This is a genomic window from Streptomyces sp. NPDC017991, assembly GCF_044328075.1.
GTDB lineage: Bacteria > Actinomycetota > Actinomycetes > Streptomycetales > Streptomycetaceae > Streptomyces.
In genome coordinates, this window is the sequence record NZ_JBIRGP010000005.1 from 270,429 (window position 1) to 287,606 (window position 17,178).

Here is a 17,178-nt window from a genome sequence, read left to right on the forward strand (position 1 = left end):
CCCCGGCACGGCAAAGAGCCCCGTCCATGCAATGGACGGGGCTCCTGCCGTGGCGAACAGGTGGTGATCAGTGGTGGCCGTGGCCGCTCGTGATCTCCTTGTACTCCTCGGCGGTCGGCTTGGGGATCTGGCCGTCCTCACCGAAGTAGGCGGTGCTGAGCTTGGCGCGGAGCTTCTGCGGGCCCTTCACCTTGCGCTCGACACCGTTCTCGTCGACCGTCGGGCCGATCTCGGCCGGCTGGTACTGCTCGTGCGCCGTGAGGGTGTGCATGGCCTCCTGGCTGAGCGGCTCGTGCACCTCGACGAACTCACCGTGCGGCAGACGCTTGATGATGCCCGACTCGCGGCCGTGCAGCACCTTGTCCTTGTCCCGGCGCTGGAGCCCGAGGCAGATCCGCTTGGTGGCGACGAACGCGAGCACCGGTCCGAGGAAGAACCCGATCCGGACGAACCAGGTGACCGTGTTGATCGACAGATGGAAGTGGGTCGCGACGATGTCGTTGCCACCGCCGATCAGCATGATCATGTACGCGGTGACCCAGGCGACACCGAAGGCCGTACGGGTCGGGGCGTTGCGCGGGCGGTCCAGGATGTGGTGCTCGCGCTTGTCCCCGGTGACCCAGGACTCGATGAACGGGTAGAGCGCGATGAGCGCCAGGAAGATACCGAAGACCACCAGCGGGATGAGCACACCGAGAACCAGGGTGTGACCCCAGAAGTTGATCTCCCAGCCCGGCATCGCGCGGATCAGACCCTCGGCGAAGCCCATGTACCAGTCGGGCTGGGCGCCCGTGGACACCTGGTCCGGCCGGTACGGCCCCAGCACCCAGATCGGGTTGATGGACGCGACCGCGGCCAGCATGGCGATGAACCCGAAGACCAGGAAGAAGAAGCCTCCGGCCTTGGCCATGTAGACCGGCAGCAGCGGCATGCCGACGACGTTCTTGTTGGTCTTTCCGGGGCCCGCGAACTGGGTGTGCTTGTGGTAGAAGACCAGGATCAGGTGGCCGACCACGAGCCCCAGCATGATGCCGGGCAGCAGCAGGATGTGGATCGAGTAGAACCGCGCGACGAAGTCGCCGCCCGGGAACTCCCCGCCGAACAGGAACATCGAGATGTACGTGCCCACGATCGGCATCGACAGGATGGCGCCCTGGGTGAAGCGGACACCGGTGCCGGAGAGCAGGTCGTCGGGGAGCGAGTAGCCGGTGAACCCGGTGAACATGCCCAGGACGAACAGCAGGAAGCCGAACAGCCAGTTGATCTCACGCGGCTTGCGGAACGCGCCGGTGAAGAAGACGCGCATCATGTGCACGAACATGCCGGCCAGGAAGACGATCGCCGCCCAGTGGTGGATCTGCCGGATGAGCAGACCGCCGCGGACGTCGAAGCTGATGTTCACCGTGGAGGCGAACGCCTCCGACATCAGCTGTCCCTGGAGCGGGACGTAGCTTCCGTGGTACTCGATCTCGTTCATCGAGGGGTGGAAGAACAGCGTCAGATACACACCCGTGAGGATGATGATCAGGAAGCTGTAGAGGCAGATCTCGCCCAGCATGAAGGACCAGTGGTCCGGGAAGATCTTGCGCATGTTGGCCTTGGCCAGGGAGTAGATCCCCAGTCGGCCGTCGGCCCAGTCGGCGACCCTCTCGCCGGCCGGTGCCTTCTCTCGCGAACGTCCCGGCGCGCCTGCGCCCGAGGGGTTCGGGGTGGTCGTAGTGCTCATCCGCGCTCCCAGAAGGCAGGACCGACGGGCTCTTCGAAGTCGCCGTGCGCCTCAAGATAGCCCTCGTCGTTCACACCGATACGCAGCTGCGGAAGGGCGTGACCGGCCGGGCCGAAGATCACTCGGGCACCGTCGGAGAGGTCGAAGGTGGACTGGTGGCACGGGCAGAGGACGTGGTGCGTCTGCTGCTCGTACAGGGAGATCGGGCAACCGACGTGGGTGCAGATCTTCGAGTACGCCACGATGCCCTCGTGGGACCACTCAAGTTCCTGCTTGTCCTTGATGTTCTCCGGCTGGAGCCGGACGATCATCAGGGCGGCCTTGGCGATCTCGGTCTGGAAGTCGTGGTCGTGCTCCTCCAGGCCCTCGGGCTTGGCGAAGGTGAGCGAGCCCACGGCGACGTCGGAGGGACGCAGCGGCTCGTCGGTGTTCATGTTGACGAGCAGCTTGCCCTTGGACCACAGCGTGTGCCGCAGCTTGTCCTCCGGCAGCGGACCGAGGTCGCGCAGCAGGACGATGCCGGACAGCGGGAACAGGGTCAGCGCGCCGAACATCGTGTTGCGGATGAGCTTGCGGCGGCCGAGCGCGGATTCCTTGGCGCCCTGCTTGAAGTCGGCCAGTACCTTGGCCTTGACCTCGGGCTCCGCCGCGATGGCGTGGCGCTCGTCGGCCATCTCCTCGTCGGACATCAGGGTGCGGGCCCAGTGGACCGCGCCCGCGCCGATGCAGAACAGCGCCAGGCCGAGCGTCATGCCCAGGGCGAAGTTCAGACCGCTGATGTGTCCGAGCGGGAAGATGTAGACGATCCGGTCGGCCGGGATCGTCACGAAGGACGCGATGAATCCGACCGTGGCCAGCATCGAGAGCGTGAACAGCAGGGCGACCGTGCGCTCGGACCGCTTGGCGGCCCGCTCGTCGATGTCCTGGATGCGGTGCTCGTGCGGCGGCAGACCGGGATCCGCGAACGGATGCTTCTCGTCCGGCACACCCACGTCGCCGTGCGCGTGCTCACCGTCGGCCCGCTCGGCGGGCAGGTTCTCTTCTGGAATGTCTTGGCTACTCATGACTTCTTGGCCTTTGCGGTCCGGGCGGCGACCCACACGGCTACGGCGATCAGACCGCCGAGACCGAAGATCCAGCCGAAGAGGCCTTCACTGACCGGCCCGAGGCCGCCCAGCTCCAGACCGCCGGGGCTCTCCGAGTCGTCGCTGTTGACCGCGTCGAGGTACGCGATGATGTCCTTCTTGTTCTTCTCCGTCAGCGTGGTGTCGGGGAAGGACGGCATGTTCTGCGGGCCGGTCTGCATGGCCTCGTAGAGGTGCTTCGGGTCGACATCCTCCAGCGTCGGGGCGAACTTTCCGTTCGTCAACGCGCCGCCCTTGCCGGTGAAGTTGTGGCACTGCGCGCAGTTGGTACGGAACAGCTCCCCGCCCTCGGCGATGTCCGCGCCCTCGGGGTTGTACTGCTCCTCGGTCGGCACGTTCGGACCGGCGCCCAGCGAGGCGACGAACGCCGCGAGCTGGTCGATCTCCGCCTGCGAGTAGATGACCTTCTTCTTCGGAACCTGCGCGCCCGGCTGCTGGGCGGGCATGCGGCCGGTGCCGACCTGGAAGTCGACGGCCGCGGCGCCCACGCCGACCAGGCTGGGACCGTCGGTCGAGCCCTCACCGCCGGTGCCGTGGCAGCTGGCGCAGCCGACGGCGTAGAGCTTCTTGCCCTCGTCGATGGCGAGGGACTGGGCGGATGTATCGGCCTGTGCCTTGTCCGCGGGCGCGAACGCGGTGTACAGCCCCCCGGTGGCCGCCAGCGCGAGGAGTAGGACGACGACCGCCGCCAGCGGATGGCGTCGTCGTGCGGAGAGCTTTTTCACGGATTACCCCGGTGTCAGGATCTTCAGCGTCGATGCTTCTGGAATGTACGCGGGAACTGGCCCGGCTACTTGATCATGTAGATCGTGGCGAAAAGGCCGATCCAGACGACATCGACGAAGTGCCAGTAGTAGGACACGACGATGGCGGCGGTCGCCTGCTCGTGCGTGAACCTGCGGGCCGCGTAGGTGCGCCCGAGGACCAGCAGGAAGGCGATGAGACCACCCGTCACGTGCAGGCCGTGGAAGCCGGTGGTCAGGTAGAACACCGAGCCGTACGGGTCCGACGAGAGCGACAGGCCCTCGTGCTTGACCAGCTCGGTGTATTCGTACACCTGGCCGCCGATGAAGATCGCACCCATCACGAAGGTGACGATGAACCACATCCGGAGCTTCTTCACGTCCCCGCGCTCGGCCGCGAACACGCCGAGCTGGCAGGTGAGAGAGGAGAGCACCAGGATCGTGGTGTTGGTCGCCGAGAACGGGAAGTTCAGGGCGGACGCCATTTCCTTCCAGTGGTCGGGACCGGTCACCGATCGGAGGGTGAAGTACATCGCGAAGAGGGCCGCGAAGAACATCAGCTCGGAACTCAGCCAGATGATGGTTCCGACGCTGGTGAGGTTCGGCCGATTGACCGACGGGTGCGCGTGCCCGGTATCTACTGTCGTTGCTGTCGCCACGACCGACATTATGTCGGTCGCTTATCCCGCCCTCACCTCGGGGGGTGCCGTTCGGGGTGTCTGTGGGGTGTGTCCAGCCCATATGGCCCATCGAAGCCCTGTCCGAACCGGTGTTGACGACGTGATCGAGGGAGTAGCATCCGCGCATCGGACCCTGTCCGTCTCTGTCTCTACGACGCTGACGTCCCGGAGGAAGAATGCAGCCGACCGCAACGGTGCTGGTCTACAGCGACGACTCCAACACCCGCGAACAGGTGCGGCTCGCGACGGGGCGCAGGCCCGCGACCGACGTCCCCCAGGTGGAGTTCATCGAGTGCGCCACCCCCGCGGCGGTGATCAAGGAGCTGGACCGCGGCGGGATCGATGTGTGCGTGCTGGACGGGGAGGCCGTTCCCGCGGGCGGGATGGGGATCTGCCGGCAGATCAAGGACGAGATCTTCAACTGCCCTCCGGTGCTGTTGCTGATCGGGCGGCCGCAGGACGCGTGGCTCGCCACGTGGAGTCGGGCCGAGGCCGCGGTGACCTTGCCGGTCGAGCCTGTGGAGTTCGCCGCCGCGTTGGCCGGGCTGCTCCGCAGCAGGGCTGCCCTGAGCGCCTGAGCGCCGTTGGGGGTCCCCTGAAGGGCCTTGCGGCCTCTCTCGGGCTCTGCGGGGCCCTCAGGAGGGTTACGCGGGCTCCGGGCTGAGTCTCAGGCGGGACCCGGGGGGTGGGCCCTCCGGGGTACTGGCTGTCAGGGCGCTGCCCTTGCGCCAGTTCTTCCAGGTGAGGTTCCAGTCGCCGAAGCCGTTGCCGAACGGGTCCATCATGTCGCCGTACGAGTTGACGACCTTGACGAGGTCGCCGGCGCGGACCGTCTCGAAGAACCATTCGGCGTTGGCGGTGCTCATCCCGGTGCAGCCGTGGCTGACGTTGGCGGCCCCCTGGGAGCCGGCCGACCAGGGCGCGGCGTGCACGTACTCGCCGCTCCAGGTGACCCTGGTGGCGTAGTAGACGGGCAGGTCGTAGGAGTCCGCGGTGCCCTCGGCGATACCGATGCTGGTGCCGCGCATCCGTACGAAGTACTCCTTGCCCAGCACCACCTTGACGCCGTTGCGGGTGTCGAAGCCCGGCTTGCCGGTGGTGACCGGGATCGTCTTGATCGCCTCACCGTTGCGGTAGACCGTCATCGAGTGCGCCGCGGCGTCCGTCACGGCCTCCAGCCGATCGCCCGTGGTGAGCGTCAGGGGCTTGGCCACGCCGCCCCAGAGGCGCTCGGCCACCTTGATGCCCGCGAGGTTGCTGTGGGCCCGCACAGTCGCCTGGGCGGGCCAGTACTCCTTGGGGCGGTAGTGCAGTTCCTTGTCGTCCACCCAGTGCCAGGCACCCTCGACGGCGGGCTGCGACTGCACCTTGAGAGCCCGCTCGACGACGGCGCGCGCCGCCCTGTCCTTGACCGGGGCGCTGAGTTCGGCGGTGACGGGCTGGCCCACGCCGTACGTGCCCTTGTCGGGGCCGAACGTCACGTCGAGCCGCTTCTTGGTCCTCGGGACGCTGGTCTCGAAGTCGACGACCCTGCGTCCGAGCGCGCCCTCGTCGTCCTCGGTGCTCACCCGCACCGTGTAGTGGGCGCCTGCGGCCAGCGGCGAGGTGCTGTGCCACCGGCCTCCGTCGGCCGTCAGTTCGCCCGCCACGTACCGTCCTGCGGCGTCCGTGGCCGTCACGTCGGTGATCCGGCCGCCGGAGTCCTTGGCGGTGATCTCCAGCGGCTTGTCCGGGTCGGCCTTCCTGCCGTCGCTCACGGCGGCGCTGAAGGAGAGGTCCTTCGCCGCGTCGTACGGCTCTGACGAGAGCGGACGGCCGCCGGAGCCGCAGGCCGTGACGCCCGCGCCTATGGCGACCATCAGCGCCGTGCAGCCGACGGCGGTACGGTTCCGCGGGCGCGCCGGGCCGGCGTCGGCGCCCCTGGAGGAAGCTGAGTGGCTCATGCCCCGAGCGTAGGAACCGAGGTCGGTCGCGGCGCGCCTATTGGGCCGTGCGGGGGACGGGACGTAGGGCAAAAGGGGGAAGCCCGGACCTCCTGACGGAGTGTCCGGGCTTCCGTGCGCTCAGCGCGTGTTACTGATTCTGGTTCTCTCCGCGGTAGTACTCGAAGACCCAGCCCCACAGGCCGATCATGATGATCGGGGCCGAGAAGAAGAGCAGCCACCAGCCGAAGACGACGCCCAGGAAGGCGAGCGCGCCGCCGATACCGAGCGAGAGCGGCTGCCAGCTGTGCGGGCTGAAGAAACCGACCTCACCGGCGTCGTCCGCGACGTCGGCCTCCTTGTTGTCCTGTGCGCCCGTGTCGACCCGCCGGGCCGTGAACCACAGGTAGTAGCCGATCATGACGCTCAGGCCGAAGCCCAGGAAGAGCGCCGTCGTACCGGCCGGCTCCTTCGACCACACGCCATAGACGACCGCCATGACGAGGATGAAGACGGCGAGCCAGATGAACATCTTGCCCTGGACCTTCACTTGCCCGCCTCCTTGCCGCCGGCGAGGGCCTTCTCACCGTGACCGGCGTTCTCCAGCTGGTCGAGAGCGGCGATCTCGGGGTGGTGCAGGTCGAACGCCGGGGATTCGGAACGGATCCGCGGCAGCGTGAGGAAGTTGTGCCGCGGCGGCGGGCAGGACGTGGCCCACTCCAGCGAACGGCCGTACCCCCACGGGTCGTCGACCTCGACCTTCTTGCCGTACTTGGCCGTCTTCCACACGTTGTAGAAGAACGGCAGGATCGACAGGCCCAGTACGAACGAGCTGATCGTCGAGATGGTGTTCAGCGCGGTGAAGCCGTCGGCCGCGAGGTAGTCCGCGTAACGACGCGGCATGCCCTCGGCGCCCAGCCAGTGCTGGACGAGGAACGTCCCGTGGAAGCCGATGAACAGCGTCCAGAAGGTGATCTTCCCGAGGCGTTCGTCGAGCATCTTGCCGGTGAACTTCGGCCACCAGAAGTGGAAGCCGGAGAACATCGCGAACACGACCGTGCCGAACACCACGTAGTGGAAGTGCGCCACCACGAAGTACGAGTCCGAGACGTGGAAGTCCATCGGCGGCGAGGCCAGGATGACACCGGTCAGACCACCGAAGGTGAAGGTGATCAGGAAGCCGGTGGCCCACAGCATCGGGGTCTCGAAACTCAGTGACCCCTTCCACATGGTGCCGATCCAGTTGAAGAACTTCACGCCTGTCGGGACGGCGATGAGGAACGTCATGAAGGAGAAGAACGGCAGCAGCACACCGCCGGTGACGTACATGTGGTGCGCCCACACCGTCACGGACAGGCCCGCGATGGCGATGGTCGCGCCGATCAGGCCCATGTAGCCGAACATCGGCTTGCGGGAGAAGACCGGGATGACCTCACTGATGATGCCGAAGAACGGCAACGCGATGATGTACACCTCGGGATGCCCGAAGAACCAGAAGAGGTGCTGCCACAGCAACGCTCCGCCGTTGGCCGAGTCGAAGATGTGTGCGCCGAATTTCCGATCCGCCTCCAGCGCGAACAGCGCGGCGGCGAGCACGGGGAAGGCGAGCAGCACCAGGACCGCGGTGAGCAGCACGTTCCACACGAAGATCGGCATACGGAACATCGTCATGCCGGGCGCGCGCATGCAGATGATGGTGGTGATGAAGTTGACCGCGCCCAGGATGGTGCCGAAGCCCGAGAAGGCCAGACCCATGATCCACATGTCGGCGCCGATGCCCGGCGAGCGGACCGCGTCCGACAGCGGGCTGTAGGCGAACCAGCCGAAGTCGGCCGCGCCCTGCGGGGTGAGGAAGCCACCCACCGCGATGAGCGAGCCGAACAGGTACAGCCAGTAGGCGAACATGTTCAGCCGCGGGAACGCCACGTCCGGCGCACCGATCTGCAACGGCATGATCCAGTTCGTGAAGCCCGCGAACAGCGGTGTCGCGAACATCAGCAGCATGATCGTGCCGTGCATCGTGAACGCCTGGTTGAACTGCTCGTTCGACATGATCTGCGTGCCGGGACGGGCCAGCTCGGCGCGCATCAGCAGCGCCATGACGCCGCCGATGCAGAAGAACGCGAACGACGTGACCAGGTACATCGTGCCGATCGTCTTGTGGTCCGTGGTGGTCAGCCACTTGATCACGACGTTGCCGGGCTGCTTGCGCCGTACTGGCAGCTCGCTCTCGTACGAGTCTTCAGCCGCGGCGGCACCCTGAGGTTCATTGAGGATGCTCACAGGTTGTTCGTCTCCCGGTTCTTCTCGTGGTCCGTCTGCTCGATGCCGGCCGGGACGTAACCGGTCTGACCCTTCTCGGCGAGCTTCTTGAGGTGGTCCTCGTAACGCTCGGGAGAGACGACCTTCACGTTGAAGAGCATCCGGGAGTGGTCGACGCCGCAGAGTTCGGCGCACTTGCCCAGGAAGGTGCCCTCCTTGTTGGGAGTCACCTGGAAGGAGTTGGTGTGCCCCGGGATGACGTCCTGCTTCATGAGGAACGGCACCACCCAGAAGGAGTGGATGACGTCACGCGAAGTGAGGACGAAGCGGACCGTCTTGCCCTTGGGGAGCCAGAGGGTCGGACCCGGGTTGAGCGTCTGCGGGTTCTTCGAGGCGGGCGTACCGACGTCGTAGACCCCGCCGGCGGCCGCCGGGAAGTCCTTCTTGAAGCGATCCGGGATCGCGTCCAGGTTCTTGTCGGTCTTCGCGTCACCGGTCGAGCCGTCGACGTTCTCGATGTAGTTGAAGCCCCAGCTCCACTGGAAGCCGACGACGTTGACCGTGACGTCGGGCTTCTTGTCGAGGCTGAGGATCTTCGACTCGTCACGGGCTGTGAAGTAGAACAGCACCGAGACGATGATGAGGGGGACCACCGTGTACAGCGCCTCGATGGGCATGTTGTACCGGGTCTGCGGGGGAACTTCGACCTTGGTGCGGCTGCGCCGGTGGAAGAACGCGCTCCACAGGATCAGGCCCCAGACCAGCACGCCCGTGGCGAGTGCTGCGGCCCACGAGCCCTGCCACAGGGAGAGGATCCGGGGAGCCTCTTCCGTGGTCGGGGTGGGCATACCAAGGCGGGGGAAGTCCTTGTATGTGCAACCGGTCGCGGTCGCCAGGACCAGACCCGCAGTCAGTGCCTGCAGCAGCTTCCGCCGCATCGGGCGCCGCGGCGAGCGGTCGGAGCCGTAGGGACTCACGTAGCGCCTTCCGAGAGTCTCGCCCGCGCGGTTGGCTGCGGCCTTCTCGCTGGTCGGTCGCCGCCCTGCGTCGGGCAGGGTTTGGATGTTTATGCGGACCAAACCCTACTGGACGCTTTTTGGGGTCGCGCGGGGAGGGTCCCCAACGCGCCGCCACTCACCCCGAAGGGGTGGAATACGGGGCTCTGCGAGGCATGTGACGGGGCGTTCGGGTGTGCGCGTTCGTGGACGCCACGGTTCGCCACCGGCTGCGGGCCGGCGGGGGCGGGCCGGGCGGTTCCCCGCGGGCCCTGCGGGGCGGGGCGGGGCGAGGCGGGGCGGGGCGGTTCGTCGACGGCTGCGGGTGCGTCGTGGTTGCCCGCGCCGTTCCCCGCGCCCCTGCAGAGTGGGGCAGGCCGTTCGTCTGATGGGTGCGGGTGCGTCGTGGCCGGCCGCGCAGTTCCCCGCGCCCCTGAGGGGCGGGTGGGGCTGTTCGTTGACGGGTGCGGGTGCGTCGTGGTTCCCCGCGCCCCTCGGGGAGGGGCTTCGCCCCGGCCCCGATCTTTTGGGGGCGCGGGGAACGGCGCAATCTTTTGCCTTGCGCCGTTCAAGGGCGCCGGGGGACAGCAGCCCCACGCCCTCAAGGGGCGCGGGGAACTGCGCGGCCCGCCCCCACCGGCCCGCAGCCGACGCGTCGGCCCCGGTTACCCCCGCCGGAGGCGACCGCATAGCGTGAACGTCGTGTCCTACTTCGACGCCGCGTCGTCCGCCCCCCTCCACCCCGTGGCCCGCCAGGCCCTGCACGCCTCGCTCGACGAAGGCTGGGCAGACCCCGCCCGCCTCTACCGCGAGGGCAGGCGCGCCAGGATGCTCCTGGACGCCGCCCGCGAGACCGCCGCCGAGGCGATCGGCTGCCGCCCGGACGAGCTGGTGTTCACGACGTCCGGCACCCGCGCCGTGCACACGGGCATCGCCGGCGCGCTCGCCGGACGGCACCGCGTCGGACGTCACCTGATCGTGTCAGCGGTCGAACACTCTTCGGTACTCCATTCGGCGGAGTCGCACCGCCGAACCGGCGGAACGGTGTCCGAAGTGCCCGTTCTGCGAACAGGCGCGGTCTCCCCCGCCGCGTACGCGGACGCCCTGCGCCCCGACACCGCGCTCGCCTGCCTCCAGTCCGCCAACCACGAGGTGGGTACGCGCCAGCCGGTGGCCGCGGTCGCCGAAGCGTGCCGCGAGGCGGGCGTACCACTGCTGGTGGACGCCGCGCAGTCGCTGGCCTGGGGGCCGGTCGAGGGTGGCTGGTCACTGCTGACGGGCAGCGCCCACAAGTGGGGCGGGCCCGCGGGCGTCGGAGTGCTCGCCGTGCGCAAGGGGGTGCGGTACGCGCCTCAAGGCCCCGCCGACGAGCGGGAGTCGGGGCGCTCTCCGGGCTTCGAGAACATCCCCGCCGTCGTCGCCGCGGCGGCCTCCCTGCGGGCCGTACGGGCCGAGGCCGCCGCCGAGTCGGTCCGGCTGCGGGGGCTGACGGACCGGATCCGCGCGCGGGTGCCCGAACTGGTCCCGGACGTGGAGGTGGTGGGCGATCCGGTCACCCGGCTGCCCCATCTCCTGACCTTCTCCTGTCTCTATGTCGACGGAGAGACACTGCTGCACGAGCTGGACCGTGAAGGGTTCTCGGTCTCGTCCGGGTCGTCCTGCACGAGCAGCACGCTGACGCCCAGCCATGTGCTGAAGGCGATGGGTGTGCTGAGCGAGGGCAACGTGCGGGTGTCGTTGCCGCTGGCCACTCCGGCGGAGGAGGTGGACCGCTTCCTGTCCGTCCTGCCCGTCGCGGTCGCCGCGGTCCGCGAGAAGCTGGGCGCTCCGACGGCCGCCACGGTGGCCCCGGTCCGGGCCGCTTCCCCTGCCCCGGACGCCCTGGTCGTGGACGCCCTCGGCAGACGCTGCCCCATCCCTGTGATCGAACTCGCCAAGGTGATCACCGCGGTCCCCCTCGGCGGCACCGTCCGGGTCCTCTCGGACGACGAGGCGGCGCGGCTGGACATTCCGGCGTGGTGCGAGATGCGGGGGCAGGAGTACGTGGGTGAGGAGCCGGCGGCCCGGGGTACGGCGTACCTGGTCCGCCGCGTGGCCGTTTAGCCGCTCCCGCGCCCGGGCGCCACGGCCGCCACCGTACAAACGCTGCCGAGCCGGGGTGGCACGGCCCATCGGCGACTGCGGCCACATTCATGGTCACCCGCGCAGTTCCTCGTGCCCCTAAGAGGCTCGGGGAACGGCGCGGGCCGACCGCCTTTCGTCTTTCAGGGGCGCGGGGAACTGCGCGATCAGCCCCCACGCACCCGCAGCCGACGAACAACCCCAGCCACCCCGGCCCCGCCCACCCCCGCCGCCGCCGCCGAGGGCCTAAGCCAGATACCCCTGAACCTCCACCGCCGCGTCATGCCCGTACGCCTTGGTGAAGCGGTCAAGGAAGTGCGACCGCCGCAACTGATACTCCTGCGTCCCCTTGGTCTCGATGACCAGCGTCGCCAGCATGCACCCGACCTGCGCAGCCCGCTCGTGCCCGACACCCCACGCCAGCCCCGACAGGAACCCCGCCCGGAAGGCGTCCCCGACCCCCGTCGGGTCGACCTTCGCCGTCTCCTCCGGGACGCCGACCTCGATCGGGTCCGAGCCGACGGCCTCGATGCGCACACCGCGCGCCCCGAGCGTCGTCACCCGGTGACCGACCCGGGACAGGATCTCGGCGTCGCTCCAGCCGGTCTTGGACTCGATGAGCCCCTTCTCGTACTCGTTCGAGAAGAGGTACGTCGCCCCGTCGAGCAGCAGCCGGATCTCGTCGCCGTCCATGCGGGCGATCTGCTGGGAGAAGTCGGCCGCGAAGGGGATCGAGCGGCTCCGGCACTCCTCGGTGTGCCGGAGCATCCCCTCGGGGTCGTCCGCGCCGATGAGGACGAGGTCGAGCCCGCCCACCCGGTCGGCCACCTTCTTGAGCTCGATGAGGCGGGCCTCGCTCATGGCACCCGTGTAGAAGGAGCCGATCTGGTTGTGGTCGGCGTCCGTGGTGCAGACGAAGCGCGCGGTGTGCAGCACCTCGGAGATCCGGACGGACTCGGTGTCGACGCCGTGCCGGTCCAGCCAGGCCCGGTACTCGTCGAAGTCGGAGCCCGCGGCCCCGACCAGGATGGGCGACGAGCCGAGCTGGCCCATGCCGAAGGCGATGTTCGCGCCCACGCCGCCCCGGCGTACGTCCAGATTGTCGACCAGGAAGGAGAGGGAGACCGTGTGCAGCTGATCCGCGACCAGTTGGTCGGCGAAGCGGCCGGGGAAGGTCATGAGGTGGTCGGTGGCGATGGAGCCCGAGACAGCGATACGCACGGCTAGGACACACTCCTGCGAGGAGGGGGATTGACAGTTCACGCTATCGGGTCGGCGTTCAGACGGCGGTGGGGTCCCGCTGGAGTCCGCGGGAGGTCCCGACCTCGAAGCAGGCAGAACTACCCGATAGTAGGGCTTTTCCGTCCGGCTTCCGGTGCATACGGTTCCGTTATGACGAACATCAGGATCCATGGCGACGCTCCGCTCGGTCTCGAAGCCCTAGACGCCCTCGACGCCGTCAAAGGCCGCGAAGGCGGTCTCGCGGAGCTGCGGGGCGACTGCGCGCGGATGGTCCCGCACTGGGAGGCCCCCGCCCGGATCACTGCCCGCCCGGTGTCCCCGGCACTCATCCTCGGCGTGACCGTGCCGCCGGCCTCCGCCCGCCTGCTGGACGGCATGTCCGACTACGGCGACTGATCACCTCCGGGGCCCGTAAGGCCCGTAAAGACCCGTGAAGACGGCCCGTAAAGGCCCATCGAGGCCCGCCGAGGCCGACCCGGCCCCACCGAGCCCGCCGATCTCGAACCCGCTCCCCCTGAAGGGAACCGCACGCTCCCCCGCCGCGTCCCATCGCTGTCCCCCGTAAAGGGGAGGCAGGATACGACCCCGCTCTGCCCCGATCCGGCGCTGTCCGGTCGGGGGTGGGTCCCGTGGGACGACGGCGTGGCAGAAGGAGTAATGCGGTGGACACCGAGCGACCCGACAACGAAGCGGCCGAAGCCGCCGACGAGGACCAGCCGCGCCGACGGCGTTCGCCGGTGGCCGTCGCCTCGGTGGCGGCCGCCGTACTCCTGGTCGGAGGCGGCGGGGCGTACTTCGCCGCCACCGCGACCGGCGGCTCCGGAGGCAAGGACAGTTCCGGTACGCCGCGTGGCGACGGGACTCCGCCGCTCCTCGCCCTCGACGGCTACACGGAGAGCGGTGCGAGCGGCACCACAGGTACGGGCGGCATCGCGCCCGGTGAGCCCGACCCGAACGGCGTGACCTACCGCGCCGAGGGCGAGCTGGCGGACGGCCCCTCCTCGGCTGCCGTCTACCGGACGAAGGGCACGGTCACGGCGGCCGAGGTGGCGAAGCTCGCCAAGGCGCTGGGCGTGGAGGGCACACCGAAGGCGGAGGGCGACGCCTGGAAGGTCGGCGCCACGAAGGACGGCTTCGGGTCCGGTCTGCGCGTGGGCAGGCAGGCCCCCGGCGTCTGGACGTTCAGCCGCTTCGCCCCCGGCACCGACAACTGCAAGAGCACCATCACGTGCGCCAACCGGAGCACGGACGGGAACGCGGAAGGAAGCGGAGGCGCGGACGGGAACGCGGGCGGGAGCGAGAGCGCAAAGGGCGCCGACGTGGACCCGGTGAGCGCGGACGCCGCGAAGAAGGCCGCGGCGCCGGTCCTCAAGGCGGTCGGCCAGGACGACGCGAAGCTCGACGCCGGTCAGTTGATGGACGCCGTGCGCGTGGTGAACGCGGAGCCGAAGGTGGGCGGACTGCCGACCTACGGCTGGACGACCGGTGTGCAGATCGGCCCGGACGGCCAGGTGGTCGGCGGCAGCGGCCAGTTGAAGGCGCCGGCGAAGACGGACACGTACCCCGTCATCAGTGCCGAGAAGACGCTCGCTCTGCTGAACGGGTCCGGGACGGGTGACGGGCGCGTGGGCATCGGCGGCTGCGCGAGCCCCGTACCGCTGAAGGACAGGAACGAGACGCCGTGCGAGGCGTCGAGCGCGGCGCCGAAGTCCGCTCCGGTCGTCGTGGAGGACGCGGTGTTCGGGCTCGCCGCGCACTTCGTGGACGGCCGGCAGGCGCTGGTGCCGTCCTGGCTCTTCGAGGTACGGCCCTCGGGGACCGACGACAGCTTCACGGTCACCCATCCCGCGGTCGACCCGAAATACCTGACGGCTCCGCAGCCGCCGGAAGCCGAACCGAGCGGCAGCCCGACCGGGTGGCCGAGCCCGCGCCCGAGCGAACCCGGCGGCGGGACGAGCGCGGCGCCCACGACCCGGGACGTCAGGGTCGAGGGCTACAGCGCGGACGGCAAGGAACTGACCGTGCGCTTCACCGGCGGTGTGTGCAGCGACTACTCGGCCTCGGCGGACGAGAGCGGCGGCACGGTGACGGTCCGGGTGACCGACGAGCCGGACGAGGGCGAGGTCTGCATCCTGATCGCCAAGGTCTTCCACGAGAAGATCGACCTCGACAAGCCGCTCGGGGACCGGAAGGTGGTCGGCTCGGACGGCAAGGCCGTGCCCCAGGAGAAGGACCTGCCCGACCCGACCGGATAACGGCCGGTCAGCACCCACGGCTTGTCGGTGCGAGAACGCGAAAGGCGGCGCCCCGTCGAAGGGGGCGCCGCCTTTCGCTGTCACCACGGCTCACGGGCCGTGCCCACGGCTTACGGGCCATGTCCACGGACTGCCGGCCATGGCCACGGACTACTAGCTGAACGAGTCGCCGCAGGCGCAGGACCCCGACGCGTTCGGGTTGTCGATCGTGAAGCCCTGCTTCTCGATGGTGTCCACGAAGTCGATGGAGGCGCCGCCCAGGTACGGAGAACTCATGCGGTCGGTGACGACCTTCACACCACCGAAGTCCTTGACGACGTCGCCGTCGAGGGAGCGCTCGTCGAAGAAGAGCTGGTACCGCAGGCCCGAGCAGCCGCCGGGCTGGACGGCGACGCGCAGCGCCAGGTCGTCGCGGCCCTCCTGCTCCAGCAGGCCCTTGACCTTGGCCGCGGCGGCGTCCGACAGGAGGATGCCGTCGCTCACGGTGGTGGTCTCGTCCGATACGGACATCTGCTTCTCTCCCGGGTTGTACGGAGACTGCTTGCCGACGGTTCCAACCGGCGGGGCCGCGGATTCATTCCGGGCCGGGCGTCGAGTCTTTGTCTTATCTCTTCATGCTCGCACACCCGCCCGGAAGCGGAAAACGACCTGTGGACAACCTCGCCGGACAGCTACCGGTGACCTCACAGCCACCTCCACGGGATTCACGTCACATGGACGCTATGGGCATCGTCAACGTGACATGAACCGGTTATGATAGATAGCGTCATTTCGACGAAAAGGCGTGTCCTGCTTGATCGCTCCAGTCGGACGGTCCAAGCGAGGCGCAGAACAGAAAGGGTGCGTGTCGTGACCACCGCCCAGACCCAGGAACTCGACGTACAGCCGACGCCCCTCGCCCTGCTGCTGCTCGGCCGCGAGGCCGACCCGCGGAGCGAGCGCGGCGTCGAGTGTCCCGGTGACCTGCCCTCGCCGTCCGACCCGAATCTGGTGGAGCGCGCCCGCGCCGCCAAGGAGAAACTCGGCAGCAAGGTGTTCGTGCTCGGCCACCACTACCAGCGCGACGAGGTCATCCAGTTCGCGGATGTCACGGGCGACTCCTTCAAGCTGGCCAGGGACGCCGCGGCACGCCCCGAGGCCGAGTACATCGTGTTCTGCGGTGTGCACTTCATGGCCGAGTCGGCGGACATCCTGACCTCCGACGACCAGAAGGTCGTCCTGCCCGACCTGGCCGCCGGGTGCTCGATGGCCGACATGGCCACCGCCGAGCAGGTCGCCGAGTGCTGGGACGTGCTGACCGAGGCCGGGGTGGCCGAGCAGGTCGTGCCCGTCTCGTACATGAACTCCTCCGCGGACATCAAGGCGTTCACGGGCAAGCACGGCGGCACGATCTGCACGTCGTCCAATGCCGAGAAGGCGCTGAACTGGGCGTTCGAGCAGGGTGAGAAGGTGCTGTTCCTTCCCGACCAGCACCTGGGCCGCAACACGGCCGTACGGGACCTGGGGATGTCGCTCGACGACTGCGTCCTCTACAACCCGCACAAGCCGAACGGCGGCCTGACCGCCGAGCAGCTGCGGAACGCGAAGATGATCCTGTGGCGCGGGCACTGCTCGGTGCACGGCCGCTTCTCGCTGGAGTCGGTGGAGGACGTCCGCGCCCGGATACCCGGCGTGAACGTGCTCGTGCACCCCGAGTGCAAGCACGAGGTCGTGAGCGCCGCGGACTACGTGGGCTCCACGGAGTACATCATCAAGGCGCTGGAGGCGGCTCCGGCCGGCTCCAAGTGGGCCATCGGCACGGAGCTGAACCTGGTCCGCCGCCTGGCGAACCGGTTCGCGCCCGAGGGCAAGGAGATCGTCTTCCTCGACAAGACGGTCTGCTTCTGCTCGACGATGAACCGCATCGACCTCCCCCACCTGGTCTGGACCCTGGAGTCCCTGGCGGAGGGCAACCTCGTCAACCGCATCGAGGTGGACCGCGAGACGGAGCAGTTCGCCAAGCTGGCGCTGGAACGGATGCTGGCACTGCCGTAGAGCCGAAAAAAGCGCAGTTCCCCGCGTCCCTTCCAAGGGGCGCGGGGAACTGC

General features: G+C 68.6%; 15 protein-coding genes. 5 read left to right on the forward strand and 10 right to left on the reverse strand.

Going from position 1 to position 17,178, the window contains the following annotated elements; all coding sequences use genetic code 11:
* Nucleotides 1-67 precede the first annotated feature (67 nt).
* From ACH4DZ_RS17510 to ACH4DZ_RS17525, 4 genes are all read right to left on the reverse strand, one after another.
* Nucleotides 68-1,726 carry a cytochrome bc complex cytochrome b subunit gene (locus ACH4DZ_RS17510; RefSeq protein ID WP_398288002.1) on the reverse strand — a complete coding sequence of 553 codons (1,659 nt, stop codon included), beginning with the start codon at nucleotides 1,724-1,726 and terminating at the stop codon, nucleotides 68-70.
* Nucleotides 1,723-2,790 carry a Rieske 2Fe-2S domain-containing protein gene (locus tag ACH4DZ_RS17515; protein WP_398288003.1) on the reverse strand — a complete coding sequence of 356 codons (1,068 nt, stop codon included), beginning with the start codon at nucleotides 2,788-2,790 and terminating at the stop codon, nucleotides 1,723-1,725. Before ACH4DZ_RS17515 ends, ACH4DZ_RS17510 begins: the two co-directional genes overlap by 4 nt.
* Nucleotides 2,787-3,596, reverse strand: a complete 810-nt coding sequence (locus ACH4DZ_RS17520) for a c-type cytochrome (RefSeq protein ID WP_107017431.1) — start codon at nucleotides 3,594-3,596, stop codon at nucleotides 2,787-2,789. Before ACH4DZ_RS17520 ends, ACH4DZ_RS17515 begins: the two co-directional genes overlap by 4 nt.
* 65 nt (nucleotides 3,597-3,661) lie before the next feature.
* Nucleotides 3,662-4,282 (reverse strand): heme-copper oxidase subunit III, encoded by a 621-nt coding sequence (locus ACH4DZ_RS17525; RefSeq protein ID WP_107017430.1) that lies wholly within the window; start codon nucleotides 4,280-4,282, stop codon nucleotides 3,662-3,664.
* A 188-nt stretch (nucleotides 4,283-4,470) separates the two neighbouring features.
* On the opposite strand from ACH4DZ_RS17525, the gene ACH4DZ_RS17530 reads away from it, so the two are divergent.
* Nucleotides 4,471-4,872: a hypothetical protein gene (locus ACH4DZ_RS17530; protein ID WP_385839063.1), complete on the forward strand. Its 402-nt coding sequence runs from the start codon at nucleotides 4,471-4,473 to the stop codon at nucleotides 4,870-4,872.
* A 66-nt stretch (nucleotides 4,873-4,938) separates the two neighbouring features.
* Here the strand turns inward: ACH4DZ_RS17530 and ACH4DZ_RS17535 are convergent, their stop codons facing one another.
* The 4 genes from ACH4DZ_RS17535 to coxB form a co-directional block, all read right to left on the reverse strand.
* Nucleotides 4,939-6,237 (reverse strand): Ig-like domain-containing protein, encoded by a 1,299-nt coding sequence (locus ACH4DZ_RS17535; protein ID WP_398288004.1) that lies wholly within the window; start codon nucleotides 6,235-6,237, stop codon nucleotides 4,939-4,941.
* 130 nt (nucleotides 6,238-6,367) lie between these two features.
* A complete protein-coding gene (locus ACH4DZ_RS17540) occupies nucleotides 6,368-6,766 on the reverse strand; it encodes a cytochrome c oxidase subunit 4 (RefSeq protein ID WP_398288005.1) in 399 nt (132 codons plus the stop codon).
* Nucleotides 6,763-8,499 (reverse strand): cytochrome c oxidase subunit I, encoded by a 1,737-nt coding sequence (gene ctaD, locus ACH4DZ_RS17545; RefSeq protein WP_398288006.1) that lies wholly within the window; start codon nucleotides 8,497-8,499, stop codon nucleotides 6,763-6,765. The genes ACH4DZ_RS17540 and ctaD overlap by 4 nt, the downstream gene beginning before the upstream one ends.
* The gene (gene coxB, locus ACH4DZ_RS17550) at nucleotides 8,496-9,455 is read right to left on the reverse strand and encodes a cytochrome c oxidase subunit II (protein WP_398288007.1); all 960 of its coding nucleotides are present in this window, start codon (nucleotides 9,453-9,455) and stop codon (nucleotides 8,496-8,498) included. The genes ctaD and coxB overlap by 4 nt, the downstream gene beginning before the upstream one ends.
* Before the next feature lie 720 nt (nucleotides 9,456-10,175).
* Here coxB and ACH4DZ_RS17555 point away from each other — a divergent pair.
* Nucleotides 10,176-11,576 carry a cysteine desulfurase/sulfurtransferase TusA family protein gene (locus tag ACH4DZ_RS17555; RefSeq protein WP_398288008.1) on the forward strand — a complete coding sequence of 467 codons (1,401 nt, stop codon included), beginning with the start codon at nucleotides 10,176-10,178 and terminating at the stop codon, nucleotides 11,574-11,576.
* 264 nt (nucleotides 11,577-11,840) lie between these two features.
* Here ACH4DZ_RS17555 and ACH4DZ_RS17560 read toward each other — a convergent pair whose 3' ends face one another.
* Complete coding sequence (locus ACH4DZ_RS17560; protein WP_398288009.1) at nucleotides 11,841-12,815, reverse strand: carbohydrate kinase family protein; 975 nt, start codon at nucleotides 12,813-12,815, stop codon at nucleotides 11,841-11,843.
* A gap of 171 nt (nucleotides 12,816-12,986) precedes the next feature.
* Between ACH4DZ_RS17560 and ACH4DZ_RS17565 the strand changes: the two genes are divergently transcribed.
* On the forward strand, nucleotides 12,987-13,232 hold the full coding sequence (locus ACH4DZ_RS17565) for a hypothetical protein (protein ID WP_398288010.1): 246 nt from the start codon (nucleotides 12,987-12,989) through the stop codon (nucleotides 13,230-13,232).
* A 266-nt stretch (nucleotides 13,233-13,498) separates the two neighbouring features.
* Nucleotides 13,499-15,091, forward strand: coding sequence for a hypothetical protein (locus ACH4DZ_RS17570; RefSeq protein WP_398288011.1), 1,593 nt, complete (start codon nucleotides 13,499-13,501; stop codon nucleotides 15,089-15,091).
* Nucleotides 15,092-15,244: 153 nt separating this feature from the next.
* Here the strand turns inward: ACH4DZ_RS17570 and ACH4DZ_RS17575 are convergent, their stop codons facing one another.
* Nucleotides 15,245-15,601: a HesB/IscA family protein gene (locus tag ACH4DZ_RS17575; protein ID WP_398288012.1), complete on the reverse strand. Its 357-nt coding sequence runs from the start codon at nucleotides 15,599-15,601 to the stop codon at nucleotides 15,245-15,247.
* Between the two features lie 339 nt (nucleotides 15,602-15,940).
* On the opposite strand from ACH4DZ_RS17575, the gene nadA reads away from it, so the two are divergent.
* Nucleotides 15,941-17,125, forward strand: a complete 1,185-nt coding sequence (gene nadA, locus ACH4DZ_RS17580) for a quinolinate synthase NadA (RefSeq protein ID WP_398288013.1) — start codon at nucleotides 15,941-15,943, stop codon at nucleotides 17,123-17,125.
* The last annotated feature ends 53 nt before the right edge of the window (nucleotides 17,126-17,178 follow it).

Bases quoted from the DNA above. Each gene is read 5' to 3' on its own strand.
- ACH4DZ_RS17510 (WP_398288002.1), bottom strand. From the start codon at position 1,726: ATGAGCACTACGACCACCCCGAACCCCTCGGGCGCAGGCGCGCCGGGA.
- ACH4DZ_RS17515 (WP_398288003.1), bottom strand. From the start codon at position 2,790: ATGAGTAGCCAAGACATTCCAGAAGAGAACCTGCCCGCCGAGCGGGCC.
- ACH4DZ_RS17525 (WP_107017430.1), bottom strand. From the start codon at position 4,282: ATGTCGGTCGTGGCGACAGCAACGACAGTAGATACCGGGCACGCGCAC.
- ACH4DZ_RS17530 (WP_385839063.1), top strand. From the start codon at position 4,471: ATGCAGCCGACCGCAACGGTGCTGGTCTACAGCGACGACTCCAACACC.
- ACH4DZ_RS17535 (WP_398288004.1), bottom strand. From the start codon at position 6,237: ATGAGCCACTCAGCTTCCTCCAGGGGCGCCGACGCCGGCCCGGCGCGC.
- ACH4DZ_RS17565 (WP_398288010.1), top strand. From the start codon at position 12,987: ATGACGAACATCAGGATCCATGGCGACGCTCCGCTCGGTCTCGAAGCC.
- ACH4DZ_RS17575 (WP_398288012.1), bottom strand. From the start codon at position 15,601: ATGTCCGTATCGGACGAGACCACCACCGTGAGCGACGGCATCCTCCTG.